At 61.7% G+C, this 17,057-nt stretch carries 11 protein-coding genes and 1 pseudogene; all 12 read left to right on the top strand.

Annotated elements, in window-relative coordinates; genetic code table 11:
- The first annotated feature begins 148 nt into the window (after positions 1-148).
- The 12 genes and pseudogenes from DK871_RS10240 (at position 149) to DK871_RS10185 (ending at position 16,414) form a co-directional block, all read left to right on the top strand.
- Positions 149-1,819, top strand: coding sequence for a PleD family two-component system response regulator (locus DK871_RS10240; RefSeq protein ID WP_161904921.1), 1,671 nt, complete (start codon positions 149-151; stop codon positions 1,817-1,819).
- Between the two features lie 1,499 nt (positions 1,820-3,318).
- Positions 3,319-3,834, top strand: a pseudogene (locus tag DK871_RS29660) (methyl-accepting chemotaxis protein); the annotation flags it as partial.
- A gap of 244 nt (positions 3,835-4,078) precedes the next feature.
- Positions 4,079-4,534, top strand: a complete 456-nt coding sequence (gene aroQ, locus DK871_RS10230; protein ID WP_003188192.1) for a type II 3-dehydroquinate dehydratase — start codon at positions 4,079-4,081, stop codon at positions 4,532-4,534.
- A 24-nt stretch (positions 4,535-4,558) separates the two neighbouring features.
- Entirely contained in the window at positions 4,559-5,023 is a 465-nt protein-coding gene (gene accB / locus DK871_RS10225; RefSeq protein WP_003188191.1) for an acetyl-CoA carboxylase biotin carboxyl carrier protein, read from the top strand.
- A 17-nt stretch (positions 5,024-5,040) separates the two neighbouring features.
- On the top strand, positions 5,041-6,402 hold the full coding sequence (gene accC / locus DK871_RS10220; RefSeq protein ID WP_056782803.1) for an acetyl-CoA carboxylase biotin carboxylase subunit: 1,362 nt from the start codon (positions 5,041-5,043) through the stop codon (positions 6,400-6,402).
- A 295-nt stretch (positions 6,403-6,697) separates the two neighbouring features.
- Positions 6,698-7,576: a 50S ribosomal protein L11 methyltransferase gene (gene prmA, locus DK871_RS10215; protein ID WP_034134793.1), complete on the top strand. Its 879-nt coding sequence runs from the start codon at positions 6,698-6,700 to the stop codon at positions 7,574-7,576.
- A 30-nt stretch (positions 7,577-7,606) separates the two neighbouring features.
- Positions 7,607-8,857, top strand: a complete 1,251-nt coding sequence (locus DK871_RS10210; RefSeq protein WP_161904919.1) for a DUF3426 domain-containing protein — start codon at positions 7,607-7,609, stop codon at positions 8,855-8,857.
- 185 nt (positions 8,858-9,042) lie between these two features.
- Entirely contained in the window at positions 9,043-10,056 is a 1,014-nt protein-coding gene (dusB, locus tag DK871_RS10205) for a tRNA dihydrouridine synthase DusB (protein WP_034126416.1), read from the top strand.
- Entirely contained in the window at positions 10,053-10,373 is a 321-nt protein-coding gene (fis, locus tag DK871_RS10200; protein WP_002555375.1) for a DNA-binding transcriptional regulator Fis, read from the top strand. The genes dusB and fis overlap by 4 nt, the downstream gene beginning before the upstream one ends.
- An 82-nt stretch (positions 10,374-10,455) precedes the next feature.
- Entirely contained in the window at positions 10,456-12,063 is a 1,608-nt protein-coding gene (purH, locus tag DK871_RS10195; protein WP_161904918.1) for a bifunctional phosphoribosylaminoimidazolecarboxamide formyltransferase/IMP cyclohydrolase, read from the top strand.
- A 170-nt stretch (positions 12,064-12,233) separates the two neighbouring features.
- The gene (purD, locus tag DK871_RS10190; protein ID WP_003188167.1) at positions 12,234-13,526 is read left to right on the top strand and encodes a phosphoribosylamine--glycine ligase; all 1,293 of its coding nucleotides are present in this window, start codon (positions 12,234-12,236) and stop codon (positions 13,524-13,526) included.
- Positions 13,527-13,642: 116 nt separating this feature from the next.
- Positions 13,643-16,414: a hybrid sensor histidine kinase/response regulator gene (locus DK871_RS10185; protein ID WP_161904917.1), complete on the top strand. Its 2,772-nt coding sequence runs from the start codon at positions 13,643-13,645 to the stop codon at positions 16,412-16,414.
- Positions 16,415-17,057: the final 643 nt, after the last annotated feature.

Below are 17,057 nucleotides of genomic sequence, written 5' to 3'. Positions count from 1 at the left end.
ACACCTTTCATGCTGGGCGACCAGCCGGTCAAGAACTGAATCTTCGGCATGCAGACTTAATTGACGTATGACACTCATCTATCAGAAAAGAGGTGCTAGCATAGCGCCATCAGTCGACCTCAGCATGCACCCTCACAGTAGTCAGGATATGACCGAGTCAGAAGACCCCAGCCGCGAGCGTCTCAAGCAGCACTTTGCCCAGCGGGTAATTCATCAGGCACGTCAAATTCTTGAGATCTGGCAGCGCCTGCAGCGCAGCGAGTGGTCGAACGCCGACTTTTCCGAACTCAGCGAAGCCAACCTGCGCCTGCAGCGCTTCGCCGAACGCTTCGAACAGCCCGAACACACGCAACTGGCACGGCATATCAGTCAATCCCTGCAAGCCGTGGACGAAAACCGTGGCCGCCTGAGCAGCCAACTGATCACCGAGCTCAACCGTCTGATGCAACGCCTGTCCCGCACCGGCCTGCGCCAGGGCGATCAGCTTGAGCAAACCTTCCTGCCGCCGATGCGCAAGCCGATCTACGTGATGCTCGCCGACCATGACCGCGCCGAGCGCCTGGCCAAGCAGCTCGAATTCTTTGGCATGAGCGCCCACGCTCTGGACAACGTCGCCGCCTTTCGCGCGGCCATGGCCGAGCGTTTGCCGTCGGCGATCGTGATGGACGTGGACTTCTGCGGGACGGGCCTGGGCCTGAAGCTCGCCGCAGAAGCCCAAGAGGGCCTGGAGCACAAGCTGCCGCTGTTGTTTTTCAGCCTGCACGAAACCGACACCCCGACGCGCCTGGCCGCCGTACGCGCCGGTGGCGAAGAGTTCCTGACCGGCACCCTGGAAGCTTCAAGCCTGCTGGAAAAGATCGAAGTGCTGACCTGCGCGGCCCAGTACGAACCGTACAAAGTGCTGATCATCGACGACTCGCGGGCCCAGGCGCTGCACACCGAACGCCTGCTCAACAGTGCCGGCATTGTCACCCGCACCTTGATCGAACCGATCCAGGCCATGGCCGAGCTGGCGGATTTTCAGCCCGACCTGATCATCCTCGACATGTACATGCCTGCCTGTACTGGCACCGAACTGGCCAAGGTGATTCGCCACAACGACCGCTACGTCAGCGTGCCCATCATCTACCTGTCGGCTGAAGACGACCTGGATAAACAGCTGGATGCGATGAGCGAGGGCGGTGACGATTTCCTCACCAAACCGATCAAGCCGCGTCACCTGATCACCACTGTGCGCAACCGTGCCTCGCGTGCGCGCAACTTGAAGGCACGGATGGTGCGCGACAGCCTGACCGGGCTGTACAACCACACGCATATCCTGCAACTGCTCGAAGATTGCAGCTTCCGCGCCCGCCGCGAGAACAAGCCTCTTAGCTTTGCCATGCTCGATATCGACCACTTCAAACGCGTCAATGACAGCCACGGCCACCCCATGGGCGATCGGGTGATCAAGAGCCTGGCATTGTTTCTCAAGCAGCGTTTGCGCAAGACCGATTACATCGGCCGCTACGGCGGTGAAGAATTCGCCATCGTGATGCCCGACACCGACCTGGAATCGGCCTGCAAGGTGCTGGACGACATTCGCCGCCGCTTTGCAGAAATCCACTACCCCGCCCAACCGCAGGATTTGTGGTGCACCTTCAGCGCCGGCCTGGTGGAGCTGTGCGACGATTCCGACAGTCTGATGATGGCTGCTCAGGCTGACGAAGCGCTGTACCGCGCCAAGGACGCCGGACGCAACCGCGTGCAAGCCGCTCGCACATCAAAGCAAAGTGCCATCCTTTCACCAGAATCCACCGATTCGGTCATAACGCTGTAATACAAACGCAATAAATTCAGGCGCTTATCTCTTGCCGTCGGTTGAAACCCCGCATGCGCCTGAAGCTGCTGACCAATCTCAATACCCTTCTGCTGGTGGCCGTGTGCCTGGCGCTCGGGGCGACGCTGTGGTGGTCGCAACGGGCGCTGGAGCGTCCGTACTTGTTGATGGAGCGCTACCTGGGTTTGTCCCAGGTCTTTCAAAACCAGGCTGCCCGTAACATCGAGGATTACTTGGCCAGCGGCGACGCGCTACGCCTGAGCAGTGCCACCCAGAGCCTGGAAAGCCTGCAACTGCAGCTAGCGGAACTGCCGCCCGAATTGGCGCAAAGCCTGCGCCCCAGCCTCATGGACTTGGAGACCTTCAGCAAGACCGACCTGTTGGCCGCGGGTAAATTGGCTGGCGACCCGCAAGCGCTGTTGCTGCAAGCCGAACGTGAACTGGGCGCGAACCTGGATCAACTGAGCCAGTACGCCAGCGGCGTCAATTCTGCGGAGGCTGCGCGCTATATGCCGCCATTGCTCGCCGCCTCACAGCACCTGGGCAAACTGTCCCTGGCCCGCGACAAGCTGGTGAGCAGCGGGCGCGCCGAGTTGGCTGCGGATGTCGAGCGTGAAGTAACCAACCTGCGAACCCAGGCCGACGTGCTCGCGCAACTGCCCCTATTGGGAATAAAGGCCAGCGCTGAATCCAACACCGATGATTTTTCCGCGCTGATGGGACTGGAAAACACCGAAAAAAACGAAGCCCAGGACACCGGCGTTGACCTCAAGCGCGAGCTCAACAGTCTGTTGACCCGCTACCCCGCCGAGCTGCAGCGCACCCGCGAGCAGATCCAGCAACGCGCCGACCTCGCCGCCAGCTCCCACCTGAAAATCACCAACGTGCAACAGGCCATCGCCGGCCTCGAACCGGTGGTGCGCGCGCAACATGCGAAGATTCAGGGTGAAGTACGCGTGATGCAGGGTGTGATGATTGGCCTGATCCTGCTGATCGCATTGCTGATCGACACCCTGCAACGGCGCCTGGCGCGCGTGTTGACCAACCTGGCGCCGGCCTTGTCGACCTGGGCCGAAGGCGACTTCAGCCAAGCGATCGCCCTGGGCAAGACCAACCGCGAGCTGCACGATATCGAGGCCTCCCTCAATCGCCTGCGCGCCTACCTGGTGGACTTGGTCGGCACCATCCGTGGCAATGCCGAAGAAGTGGCGGGCAGCAGCCGCGCCCTGGCCGAACTGAGCAGCGGCCTGCACGACGGCGCCGAACGCCAGGCCGGCGACACCGCGCAAATCCGTGATTCCCTGGGCGAGCTGGAAGCCACCATCCAGCAAGTTGCCGGGGATGCCAGCCAGGCGGCCGGAGCCAGCCGGAGTGCGGGCCAGGCCGTGGAGCAAGGCCAGCGCGTGATCGGCCTGAGCCTCACCGGGTTGCATGCCTTGGTGGGTGAAGTGCAGCAAAATGCGCAGATGATCGAGAAGCTTGCCGAAGAGTCCGCCACCATCGGCGGCGTGCTTACGGTGATTCGCTCGATTGCCGACCAGACCAACCTGCTGGCGCTCAACGCCGCCATCGAAGCCGCCCGCGCCGGTGAAGCCGGGCGTGGTTTCGCCGTGGTGGCCGACGAGGTTCGCTCCCTGGCTCAGCGTACCGCCGGTGCCACCGCCGAAATCCAGGGCCTGATCGCCGGCCTGCAAACCGCCGCGCACCAGTCGGTAGAAGGCATGCGCGCCCAGGTCGAACACGCCGAAGCCACCGCCCAGCAAGCCCAGGCGGCGGATGGCGCGCTGGATGAGATCGTCGGCGCGATCCAGACCATCTCCGACACTGCCGTACGTATTGCCGATGTGACCGCGCAGCAGAGTGGCGCCGTGAGCGAGATACGCGACAACAGCGAACGGATTCATCAACTGGGTGAAGACAATCTGCTGCGCATTGGCCGAGGCCGTAGCCAAGGCGAGCACCTGCTGGTGCTGGGCGGCCAGCTGACTACCGCCGTACAAGCCTTCCGCGTCTAACCCGATCTAACGTGGGAGCTGGCTTGCCTGCGATAGCGGTGGGTCAGCCAACTCACCCGTCACTGACACACAGTCATCGCAGGCAAGCCAGCTCCCACCCTGACCGAATGCAGGCTCTTGGTCACAAATTTTGCGCAATCCTCGCTAATCGTGCCGACTACTGCATAGAACTGGACAGTCACAAAGGCTTTGCGGCATAGTCGCCGGGTTCTGACGCACCCACACCAATAACAAGGAACAGCCAATGGCGACCTTACTGGTTCTTCACGGACCCAACCTGAACCTGCTCGGCACCCGTGAACCGGGCGTCTACGGGGCAGTAACCCTCGACCAGATCAACCTCGACCTGGAAAAAAGGGCCCGTGAAGCCGGCCACCATTTGCTCTACCTGCAAAGCAATGCCGAGTATGAATTGATTGATCGCATCCATGCCGCGCGCGGTGAAGGCGTGGACTTTATTCTGATCAATCCCGCCGCTTTTACGCACACAAGCGTTGCATTACGTGACGCGTTGCTGGCGGTGAGCATCCCATTCATCGAAGTGCATTTATCGAACGTGCACAAACGCGAAGCTTTCCGCCATCACTCTTACTTCTCCGACGTAGCGGTAGGAGTGATCTGCGGCCTTGGCGCCAGCGGTTACCGACTGGCCCTGGAGGCCGCCCTGGAACACATTGAAGAACAGGCTAAACGCCCCTGACCGACCCTTGGGAGTTGATGATTCATGGATATCCGTAAAGTTAAGAAACTGATCGAACTGCTGGAAGAATCCGGTATCGACGAGCTGGAAATCAAGGAAGGCGAAGAGTCCGTACGGATCAGCCGTCACAGCAAGACCCCGGCCCAACAGTTCTACGCGCCACAGATGCAAGCGCCGGCTCCAGCCGCTGCCGCTCCGGCTGCCGCGCCTGCCGCCGCCGCTGCACCTGCCGCCCCAGCCGCTCCTGCGCTGAACGGCTTCGTGGTCAAGTCGCCAATGGTCGGTACGTTCTACCGCACCCCGGCACCGACCTCGCCAGCCTTTGTTGAAGTGGGCAAGACCGTGAAAGTGGGCGACACCATCTGCATCGTTGAAGCGATGAAAATGATGAACCACATCACCGCGGAAAAAGCCGGCGTCATTGAATCCATCCTGGTAGAAAACGGTCAGCCGGTTGAGTACGACCAGCCGCTGTTCACCATCGTTTGAACCGCGGAGCGCCTTCGATGTTGAAACCTGCGAAGAAACTGCAAAAAGTCCTGATCGCCAACCGCGGCGAGATCGCGCTGCGTATCCTGCGCGCCTGTAAGGAAGAGGGCATCAAGACCGTCGCTGTTTACTCGACGGCCGATACCGAATTGATGCACGTGAAACTGGCGGACGAAAGCATTTGCATCGGCCCGCCACTGGCCACGAACTCGTACCTGAAAGTCTCGAACATCATCGCTGCGGCAGAAGTGACCGGCGCTGATGGCATCCACCCAGGCTACGGCTTCCTCGCGGAAAACGCCGATTTTGCCGAACAGGTGGAAAAATCCGGGTTTGCCTTCATCGGCCCCAAAGCCGAAACCATTCGCCTGATGGGCGACAAGGTCTCGGCCAAGGACGCCATGATCGCGGCCGGCGTGCCAACCGTTCCAGGCTCCGACGGCCCACTGCCTGAAGACGAGGAAACCGCTCTGCGCATTGGTCGCGAAGTCGGCTACCCGGTGATCATCAAGGCCGCCGGTGGCGGTGGTGGTCGCGGCATGCGTGTGGTGCACAAGGAAGAAGAGCTGATCGAAGCCGCCAAGCAGACCCGCTCCGAAGCGGGCGCCTGGTTCGGCAACCCGATGGTCTACCTGGAGAAGTACCTGACCAACCCACGTCACGTGGAAGTCCAGGTACTGTCCGACGGCCAGGGCCATGCCATCCACCTGGGCGACCGCGATTGCTCGCTGCAACGTCGTCACCAGAAGGTATTGGAAGAAGCCCCGGCACCGGGCCTGGACGAGAAAGCCCGCCAGGAAGTCCTGGCGCGTTGCGTCAAGGCGTGCATCGACATCAACTACCGTGGCGCCGGTACTTTCGAGTTCCTCTACGAGAACGGCCGCTTCTACTTCATCGAGATGAACACTCGCGTGCAGGTAGAGCACCCGGTATCGGAGATGGTCACCGGTATCGATATCGTCAAGGAGATGCTGAGCATCGCCGCCGGTAACGTGTTGTCCTTCACCCAGGACGACGTGAAGATGCACGGCCACTCCCTGGAGTGCCGCATCAACGCCGAAGACCCGAAAACCTTTATTCCAAGCCCTGGCCTGGTCAAGCATTTCCACGCGCCAGGCGGCAACGGCGTACGCGTGGATTCGCACCTGTACAGCGGCTACAAGGTTCCGTCCAACTACGACTCACTGATCGGCAAGCTGATCACCTGGGGCGCCACTCGCGACGAGGCCATGGCCCGTATGCGCAACGCCCTGGACGAAATCGTGGTAGACGGCATCAAGACCAACATCCCGCTGCATCGGGACCTGGTTCGTGATGAAGGCTTCTGCGAAGGTGGTGTGAACATTCACTACCTGGAACACAAGCTGGCCAACCAGTAAGTGCTCCACCCAACAAAACCGCCTTCGGGCGGTTTTGTTGTTTGTGGGCCCCAGAAAACACCACCAAACCCTGTGGGAGCTGGCTTGTGTGGGAGCTGGCTTGCCTGCGATGGCATCGCCTCGGTCCGGCAGAAAAACCTGGGTGCCTGCATCGCGGGCAAGCCCGGCTCCCACACAAGCCCCACATTTGGACCGGGTGCAGTCAGTGGTGTCGTCTTCTGCCCGCTGCTCGCGTAAACTTGCGCGCTTTCGCGGCCTGCTCGCCGCACATTCATTTTTTTCAAAGGTGCCCGCCATGCCTTGGCTGCAAGTCCGTCTCGCCATCAGCCCAGAACAAGCCGAAACCTACGAAGACGCGTTCCTCGAAGTGGGCGCCGTATCGGTGACCTTCATGGACGCCGAAGATCAGCCGATTTTCGAGCCGGAACTCAACACCACGCCGCTGTGGTCCCACACCCACTTGCTGGCCCTGTTCGAGGACGGCACCGACGCCGCCGCCGTGCTGGCCCATATGGAACTGCTCACCGGCGGCCCGCTGCCCGAGCATCACAGCGAAGTCATCGAAGACCAGGACTGGGAACGCAGCTGGATGGATAACTTCCAGCCCATGCGCTTCGGCCAGCGCCTGTGGATCGTGCCAAGTTGGCACGCCGCTCCCGAGCCAGACGCGGTGAACCTGCTGCTGGACCCGGGCCTGGCGTTCGGCACCGGCACCCATCCCACCACCGCCCTGTGCCTGGAATGGCTGGACGGCCAAGACCTGACCGACAGCAACGTCCTGGACTTCGGCTGCGGCTCGGGGATTTTGGCAATCGCCGCCCTGCTGCTGGGCGCCAAGGAGGCCGTGGGCACCGATATCGACGTGCAGGCCCTGGAAGCCTCCCGCGATAACGCCGGGCGCAACAACATTGCCGAAGGCAAATTCCCACTCTACCTGCCTGAAGACCTGCCCCAGGTTCAGGCCGATGTACTGGTGGCCAATATCCTCGCCGGGCCACTGGTGTCGTTGGCGCCGCAACTGTCGAGTCTGGTCAAGCCGGGCGGGCGCCTGGCGCTGTCGGGCATCCTCGCCGAGCAAGGTGAAGACGTGGCTGCGGCCTACGCCAAGGACTTCGAGCTGGACCCGATCGCCAACCGTGATGGCTGGGTACGCATCAGCGGTCGTCGGCGCTAGAATGAGCGCTTGCCTGAATCGGATGGCCGCATGACCGACAGTTTTGTCACCCAGTGCCCACATTGCCAATCGCGCTTTCGCGTCAACCACGCTCAATTGAGCGTGGCCCGCGGCGTGGTGCGTTGCGGCTCGTGCCTGCAAGTGTTCAACGCCGCTCGCCAGTTGCTGGAGCAACGGGCCCAGGCGTCTGCGCCGGAACCTGAAGTGCCGACCACCGCTGAGCCGGCCGTCGAACCGACTGGCGAAACGCCTCCCCAACCACCGCGGGCCATCAGCCAGAAACAGTGGACGGCCGAAGAGCTGGACCTGGACAACCTGGACAAGGAACTGGCCAGGCTGGAACGTCGCGAGATCCAGCACACCCAGGCCGTGGGCGCAGAACGTCGCCAGCCAGGTGCCGACCGTCGGCAAAAGGAAGAGTCCTTCAGCGCCAGTCGCGATACGGTCAAGGCCGAGGAAGAAAAATGGGCGGCCAGCCTGTTCAGTGAGCCACCCGAAGAGCGCGCCCAGGCACCTGAAGAAGAGCCCGAGCCGGCCAAGGCTCCTGCGTCCAAACAGCGCACCGAACCGTCCATGTCGGCCCACACCGACGACCTCGATGACGAACCGGCTCTGCACACCACCGCCGTGGATGACGACCTCGACCCGCCGCTGACGCCCACTCTCGACGAGCCGGAACCCGAAGACCGCGCGTTCGCGCGACGCAAGCGCGCACGAACGGAGGCCGGCGTACATGACGAACTGCTCCAGGACCTGGAAGACGACCCCCTGCACCTGTATGCGCAGAAGCGTCCGTCAGGCTGGGGCCGCCGGCTGGTCTGGATACTGCTGGTGGTACTCGCCGCCGCAGGCCTGGCCGGCCAGTACGTCGCCTACCAATTCGACGACCTGGCCCGCCAGGATGCCTACCGCCCGTGGTTCCAGGCGCTGTGCCCGAAACTGGGGTGTACGGTGCCATCGCGGGTCGACATTGCCCATATCAAGAGCAGCAACCTGGTGGTGCGCAGCCATCCCGAGTTCGCCGGGGCGCTGGTGGTGGATGCCATCCTCTATAACCGCGCGACCTTCTCCCAGCCCTTCCCGCTGCTGGAGCTGCGCTTTGCGGATTTGAACGGCAGCCTGATTGCCAGTCGTCGCTTCAAGCCCGCCGAATACCTGAGCGGCGAGTTGGCCGGCGTGAGCGAAATGCCCTCGCAGACGCCGATCCACATCTCCCTGGACATCCTCGACCCCGGCAACAAAGCCGTGAATTACAGCCTGAGCTTCCATTCGCCCGAGTGAAACGGCGTGCCCACCGAGGTTTGACGGCGGATTATTGACTTGGCCGCCGTCGACCAAACCGATGGCGATAAAAAAGTAACTGTTCAGATTTTATCCAATTCAGCCTTTAACCAGTCATCGAGAGCGGGTATCATGCCAACCCTTTTTCGAACTCTAATGATCCGGCCCCACAACAGGGAAGTCCTATGTCGGCGGTACGCATCGGCCCATACACATTGCAAAACGGCTTGATCCTCGCCCCGATGGCGGGTGTCACCGACCAGCCCTTTCGTCAGCTGTGCAAGCGTTTGGGCGCGGGTCTAGTAGTCTCTGAAATGGTTACCAGCGACATGAGTTTGTGGAACACCCGCAAGTCGCGGATGCGCATGATCCATGAAGGCGATCCCGAGCCACGCTCGGTGCAGATCGCCGGTGGCGATGCGCAGATGCTGGCGGATGCAGCCCGGGCCAATGTGGAGCTGGGTGCACAGATCATCGATATCAACATGGGCTGCCCGGCCAAGAAGGTCTGCAACAAGGCCGCCGGTTCCGCGCTGTTGAAAGATGAGCAGTTGGTTGCCGAGATCCTGCAGGCCGTTGTCGGCGCAGTGGATGTGCCGGTGACCCTGAAGATTCGTACCGGTTGGGACCGGGACAACAAGAATGGCCTGACGGTGGCGAAGATCGCTGAACAGGCAGGTATTACAGCGCTGGCGGTGCATGGCCGCACCCGCGCCGACCTTTACACCGGTGAAGCCGAGTACGACACCATTGCCGCGATCAAGCAGGCCGTGTCGATGCCCGTCTTTGCCAATGGCGACATCGACAGTGCCGAGAAAGCCCGGCGCGTGCTGCACGCGACCGGTGCCGATGGCTTGTTGATTGGCCGGGCCGCCCAGGGGCGGCCGTGGATTTTTCGTGAAATCGAGCATTTCCTGCGTACCGGTGAAGTCTTGCCGGCACCAGAGTTGGTCGAGGTGGAACGTATTCTGCTAGAGCATCTGGCCGCCCTGCACGCCTTCTATGGAGACGTGATGGGAGTACGCATTGCTCGCAAGCATGTCGGCTGGTATCTCGCCACCTTGCCGGGCGCCAAGGAATTCCGCGCTCAGTTCAATCGTTTGGATGAAACGCAGGCACAGGTCGCCACCGTTCGTGAGTTCTTCGCCGGACGCGACAAGAGCCTGGGAACAGGGGATGGAGAAGGGGTGGCCGCATGACGATGATGACCGAGACTTTAGTGAGTGGAACAACACCCGTGAGCGACAACGTCAATTTGAAACAGCACCTCAACACGCCGAGCGAAGAAGGCCAGACCCTTCGCGGGAGTGTCGAGAAGGCGCTGCACAATTATTTCGCCCACCTTGAGGGCGCTTCCGTCACGGATGTGTACAACCTGGTGCTCTCCGAAGTCGAGGCGCCCTTGCTCGAAAGCGTGATGAACTACGTCAAGGGCAACCAGACCAAAGCCAGTGAGCTGCTGGGCCTCAACCGTGGCACCTTGCGCAAAAAGCTCAAGCAGTACGATTTGCTGTAAGCATTCAATCAAACCAGAAAGGCGCCCGCGTAAAACCGGTCGCCTTTTTTGCTGACTTCCTTTGCTTTTGATGGAAATTGAGATGACCGACCAGACCACCCGCCTGCCGATCCGCCGTGCCTTGATCAGTGTTTCCGACAAGACCGGGATCCTCGAATTTGCCCGGGAGCTGGAAGCCCTGGGTGTGGAAATCCTCTCCACGGGCGGGACCTTCAAACTGCTGCAGGACAACGGCGTGGCCGCAGTGGAAGTCGCGGACTACACCGGTTTCGCAGAAATGATGGACGGTCGCGTCAAGACCCTGCACCCGAAAATCCACGGCGGTATCCTCGGCCGTCGCGGCATCGACGACGCCATCATGACCGAGCACGGTATCAAGCCGATCGACCTGGTGGCCGTTAACCTCTACCCGTTCGAAGCCACCATCAACAAGCCAGGTTGCGACCTGCCGACCGCCATCGAAAACATCGATATCGGCGGCCCGACCATGGTGCGCTCGGCGGCCAAGAACCATAAAGACGTGGCCATCGTGGTCAATGCCAGCGACTACGCCAGCGTCCTGGAAAACCTCAAGGCCGGTGGCCTGACCTACGCCCAGCGCTTCGACCTGATGCTCAAGGCGTTCGAACACACCGCCGCCTACGACGGCATGATCGCCAACTACATGGGCACCGTGAACCAGGCTGCGCAAACCTTGAGCACCGAAGGCCGCAGCCAGTTCCCGCGCACCTTCAACAGCCAGTTCATCAAGGCCCAGGAAATGCGCTACGGCGAGAACCCGCACCAGAGCGCGGCGTTCTACGTGGAAGCCAAGCCGGCCGAAGTGGGCATCGCCACCGCCACTCAACTGCAAGGCAAAGAACTCTCCTACAACAACGTGGCCGACACTGACGCCGCGCTGGAATGCGTAAAGAGCTTCGTCAAGCCGGCCTGCGTGATCGTCAAGCACGCCAACCCGTGCGGCGTGGCCGTCAGCCCGGACGCTGAAGGCGGTATCCGCCAGGCGTACGAACTGGCCTACGCCACCGACACCGAATCCGCATTCGGCGGCATCATTGCCTTCAACCGCGAGCTGGATGCCGAGACCGCCAAGGCCATCGTCGAGCGCCAGTTCGTCGAAGTGATCATCGCCCCAAGCGTCAGCGAAGAAGCCCGCGCCATCGTCGCCGCCAAAGCCAACGTGCGCCTGCTGGCCTGTGGCGAGTGGTCGGCTGACCGCGCCGCCGCCTGGGACTACAAGCGCGTCAATGGCGGCCTGCTGGTACAGAGCCGCGACATCGGCATGATCGGCAGCGATGACTTGAAAGTCGTGACCAAGCGCGCGCCGACCGAGCAAGAGATCAACGACCTGATCTTCGCCTGGAAAGTGGCCAAGTACGTCAAGTCCAACGCCATCGTCTACGCCAAGAACCGCCAGACCATCGGTGTCGGCGCTGGCCAGATGAGCCGTGTGAACTCGGCACGTATCGCCGCGATCAAGGCAGAACACGCCGGTTTGCAGGTGGTGGGGTCGGTGATGGCTTCCGATGCGTTCTTCCCGTTCCGTGACGGCCTGGACAACGCTGCGAAAGCCGGCGTGACGGCCGTGATCCAACCGGGCGGCTCGATGCGTGATGCAGAAGTCATCGCCGCCGCTGATGAAGCGGGCATTGCGATGGTCTTCACCGGCATGCGCCACTTCCGCCACTAACGTGGAGCAGCAAGTTTCAAGCTACAAGCGACAAGTAAGAGCAGGACGGTGTTGCTTTTACTTTTGCTTGCAGCCTCTCTAATTCATAGCTGGATGCTGCACTTCGGAGCGCTGAAGATCGCGTCTAACTTGCAGCTTGCAGCTTGTAACTTCCTCCGAAGGAGTCTGACTTGAACGTCCTCATCATTGGCAGCGGTGGCCGTGAACACGCCCTGGCCTGGAAAGTAGCCCAGGACCCACGCGTGCAGAAAGTCTTCGTGGCCCCCGGCAACGCCGGCACCGCCATCGAAGCCAAGTGCGAAAACGTCGCCATCGACGTGCTGGCCCTGGAGCAGTTGGCAGATTTTGCCGAGAAGAATGTTTCCCTGACCATCGTCGGCCCGGAAGTGCCACTGGTAGCAGGTGTTGTTGATCTGTTCCGCAGCCGTGGCCTGGATTGCTTCGGCCCTACCGCTGGCGCCGCCCAGTTGGAAGGTTCGAAAGCCTTCACCAAGGACTTCCTGGCTCGCCACAAGATCCCGACGGCCGATTACCAGAACTTCACCGAGATCGAGCCGGCCCTGGCTTACCTGCGTGAAAAAGGCGCACCGATCGTGATCAAGGCCGATGGCCTGGCTGCGGGCAAAGGCGTGATCGTCGCCATGACCCTGCAGGAAGCCGAAGACGCCGTGCGCGACATGCTCGCCGGCAATGCCTTTGGTGACGCCGGTTCGCGCGTAGTCATCGAGGAATTCCTCGACGGCGAAGAAGCCAGCTTTATCGTGATGGTCGACGGCAAGAACGTATTGCCGATGGCCACCAGCCAGGACCACAAGCGCGTCGGCAACGGCGACAGCGGCCCGAACACCGGCGGCATGGGGGCCTACTCCCCGGCGCCGGTGGTGACCGCCGACGTCCACCAGCGCGTCATGGACCTGGTGATCTGGCCAACCGTGCGTGGCATGGCCGATGAAGGCAACGTGTACACCGGCTTCCTCTACGCCGGCCTGATGATCGACAAAGCCGGTAACCCCAAAGTCATCGAGTTCAACTGCCGTTTTGGCGATCCGGAAACCCAACCGGTGATGCTGCGCCTGCAATCGAGCCTGGTGCTGCTGGTGGAAGCCGCCCTCGCCCAGGCCCTGGACAAGGTCGAAGCGCAATGGGACCCACGCCCGAGCGTTGGCATCGTGCTGGCGGCCGGTGGCTACCCTGCCGACTACGCCAAGGGCGATGCGATCGAAGGCCTCGACGCTGCCGCTGCGCTGGAAGGCAAGGTGTTCCATGCGGGCACCGCGCTCAAGGACGGCAAAGTTGTAACCGCCGGTGGCCGCGTATTGTGCGCCACCGCAATGGGTGCCAGTGTCGATGCCGCGCAACAACAGGCGTACAAACTGGCGGCGAAAATCGACTGGAAAGGCTGCTTCTACCGCACCGACATTGGCTACCGTGCCATTGCCCGCGAACGCGGCGAGAACAACTGAGCAGCTACACTTGCAGTAGCTATCCGTTCGGTTAGGTAAGGGCCTTTGGCCCTTGCCGTACCCTGTCGCCCCGCGCATAGTTAACCCGTGCATCCAACTACCGAAGGGATTTCGCCGTGCGCTGGCTCAGGATCGCCATAGGTTTCACAATCAGTCTGCTGACTTTGCTCTGCTTGCTACCGGCCCAGGCCGCCGCGCAAGGCAGTGGCTGGGCGGTATTGCTTGATGAACAGGCCGACCTGCAACTGAGCGACATCCGTTCCGCCCGCTACACCAATCAATTCAGCCCCATCGAACTGGACCGCATCACTGCCGCGCAGCCGGACGGTGCGTTGTGGGTGCGTTTCAGGTTGCAGCCCGGCAAGCACGAACAAGTGCTGCGGGTGTTCGCCCCGGACCTGTCCAGCCTGAGCCTGTACGTGCTGGACGGCGACACCCTGGTGGAACAACAAACCACCGGCACTCGCCAACCCCAGGCTGAGCGCCCGCTGCCCAGCAGTGACTTCATGTTACCGATGCCCCAGAGCCAACAGCCTCTGGAGGTGTACCTGCGGTTGGTCTCGGAACACGAACTGCGCCCTTACATCACCCTGGAACCTGCAGTGCTGGCCGCTGCCAACCAGAACCAGACGCTGATCTACGGCCTGCTGTTCGGCGTGCTGTCGATGCTGATCCTGCACAACCTCACGCGCTTCGCCTACCACCGCTCGCGCAGCAGCCTGTGGCTGGCCGCGTGCGAGTTCCTGTTGATGCTCAGCCTGGCGCTGCTGCTCAACCTGGTGGGGCCGTGGCTGCCGAACTGGCACGCGATCCAGACCCCTGGCGCCTACCTGGCCCTGCTGCTGACCGCGCCCTGCGGGCTGATGTTTGCCTACCGCTTCTTCATGCCCCTGGGCCCGCATCCGCTGAACAAAGTATTGATGGCTGACATCCTGCTGATCATCCTGTGCGGCCTGCTGTTGTTGTTCGTCAATACCTTGCCGCTGAATATCATCACCTATGCCCTGGTCGCGCTGGCAGGCCTGAGCATGCTGTTTGTCTCGGCCTATCACTGGCAAAAAGGTTACCGCCCGGCGCGCCTGTTCGTGGCGGCCATGGTGGTGTTCAACATCGGCACGCTGATCATCCTGCCTGCACTGCTCGGCCTCACCCTGGTAGCGCCACAGGGCCTGATCGTCACCCTGCTGAGCTTTATCTGCCTCAGTGGCCTGCTGATGAGCCTGGCCCTCGGCGAGCGCCAGCGCGCCATTGTCGAAACCCGCTTCAGCCTCAGCCGCGACCTGGCGGCCAGCAACGCCGAAATCGCCGCCAAGGCCGAGTTCCTGGCGAAGATCAGCCACGAAATTCGCACGCCCATGAACGGTGTGCTGGGCATGACCGAGTTGTTGCTGGGCACGCCGTTGTCGGTGAAGCAACGCGACTATGTGCAGACCATCCACAGCGCCGGTAACGAGTTGCTCACCCTGATCAACGAGATTCTCGACATTTCCAAGCTCGAATCCGGCCAGATCGAACTCGATGATGTGCAGTTCGATCTCAATGCATTGATCGACGACTGCCTGAGTATCTTCCGCGCCAAGGCCGAGCAACAGAATGTCGAGCTGATCAGCTTCATCCAGCCCCAGGTGCCACGGGTGATCAGCGGTGACCCGACGCGGCTGCGCCAGGCGCTGCTGAGCCTTCTGGAAAACGCCCTGCACAAAACCGATGAAGGCGAAGTGCTGATCGTTGTCGCCCTGGATGAGCGCAGCACCAAGCCGCGCCTGCGCATTGCCGTGCAAGACAGCGGCGTACCCATGGAAGCCGCCGAACGCGACGCCCTGCTGCACAGCGAACTGCACAGCAAGAACTTCCTGTCGGCGACGCGCTTGAGTGGCCACCTGGGCCTGGTCATCGCCCGCCAGCTGATCCTGTTGATGAACGGCGAGTTCGGCGTCAAGAGCGGCAGTCACCAGGGCAGCACCCTGTGGTTGACCCTGCCGCTGGACCCGGAACGCCTGGAGCACCCGACCAGCGACCTCGACGGCCCGCTCAAGGACGCCCGCGTGCTGGTGGTGGACGACAACGACACCTGCCGCAAAGTGCTGGTGCAGCAATGCACGGCCTGGGGTCTGAACGTCAGCGCCGCGCCTTCGGGCAAGGAGGCCCTGGCGCTGCTGCGTACCAAGGCGCACCTGCGTGATTACTTCGATGTGGTACTGCTGGACCAGAACATGCCCGGCATGACCGGCATGCAACTGGCGGCGAAGATCAAGGAAGACCCGAGCCTGAACCACGACATCCTGCTGATCATGCTCACCGGCATCAGTAACGCGCCGAGCAAGATCATTGCGCGCAACTGCGGGATCAAGCGCATCCTCGCCAAACCGGTGGCGGGCTATACCCTCAAGACCACCCTGGCCGATGAACTGACCCAGCGCAGCAAAGGCGCCCTCGTCGCCCGCCCGGCCCCCAGCGCACCGGCCGCCATCACCGTGCCCAGCGATTTCCGCATCCTGGTGGCCGAAGACAACAACATCTCCACCAAAGTGATTCGCGGCATGCTCGGCAAGCTCAACCTCAACCCGGACACCGCCAGCAACGGCGAAGAAGCGCTGCAAGCGATGAAAGCCCAGCGCTATGACCTGGTATTGATGGACTGCGAGATGCCGATCCTCGATGGTTTCTCTGCCACGCAGCAACTGCGGGCGTGGGAAGTCAGCCACCAACGCGTGCGCACGCCGGTGGTGGCGCTGACCGCGCATATCCTGTCGGAACACAAAGAGCGCGCACGCCAGGCGGGCATGGACGGGCATATGGCCAAGCCGGTGGAACTGTCGCAGTTGCGCGAGCTGGTGGACTACTGGGTGGCGCAGCGCCAACAGCGCCCTGCACACGCCCCGTCCTGACCTGAAATACCATCCCCTCTTGCCTGCGATAGCCATAGGTATCTACACAACTCTGTAGCGCTCAACGGTAACCACGATGCGAAGCGAGCCGCCCTTGATCTTGATCTGCTTTTGATCTTGATCTTAGGCGCCCCGTTAAACCACGCTGGCCGGAATTCGACAGGGATTTGGGGGGTAAACCGGCAGGGATGCCGGTTTAGCCGCCCCGCGCCATGGATGGCGCGTGGCGGCGGCCCCCCAAATCACTGGCGGATTACGGGCACACCGAGCCTAAGCGAGGTGCCGAGTGGTGGGGCAAGAGCGTTTTGCTTACTTTTGCGCTTTTCAAAAGTGAGCCGCCGTCAGGGCGGAACCCTACGCGGCCGTTACCTAAATAACGGATATGTACGCGGTCAAATCCAACATTCCGGTCGGCTGTCAGGCCGTCTTCGCAGGCAAGCCAGCTCCCACATTTGGATCGCGGTACGTCAGCTAGATCAGCGTCGGCTGTCAGGCCATCACGGGAGCAAGCTCCCTCGCCACAGGGTCAGCGTCGCGCCGAAGTTGTGGAGATACCTATGCTGCGATAGAGATGTATCAGTCACTGATGTGTTAACTGACCCACCGCTATCGCAGGCAAGCCAGCTCCCACATTTGATCTCTG

This window comes from Pseudomonas sp. L13, from assembly GCF_009935965.1.
Classification (GTDB): Bacteria; Pseudomonadota; Gammaproteobacteria; order Pseudomonadales; family Pseudomonadaceae; genus Aquipseudomonas; species Aquipseudomonas lactis.
This window is presented reverse-complemented; position numbering and strand designations above follow the sequence as displayed.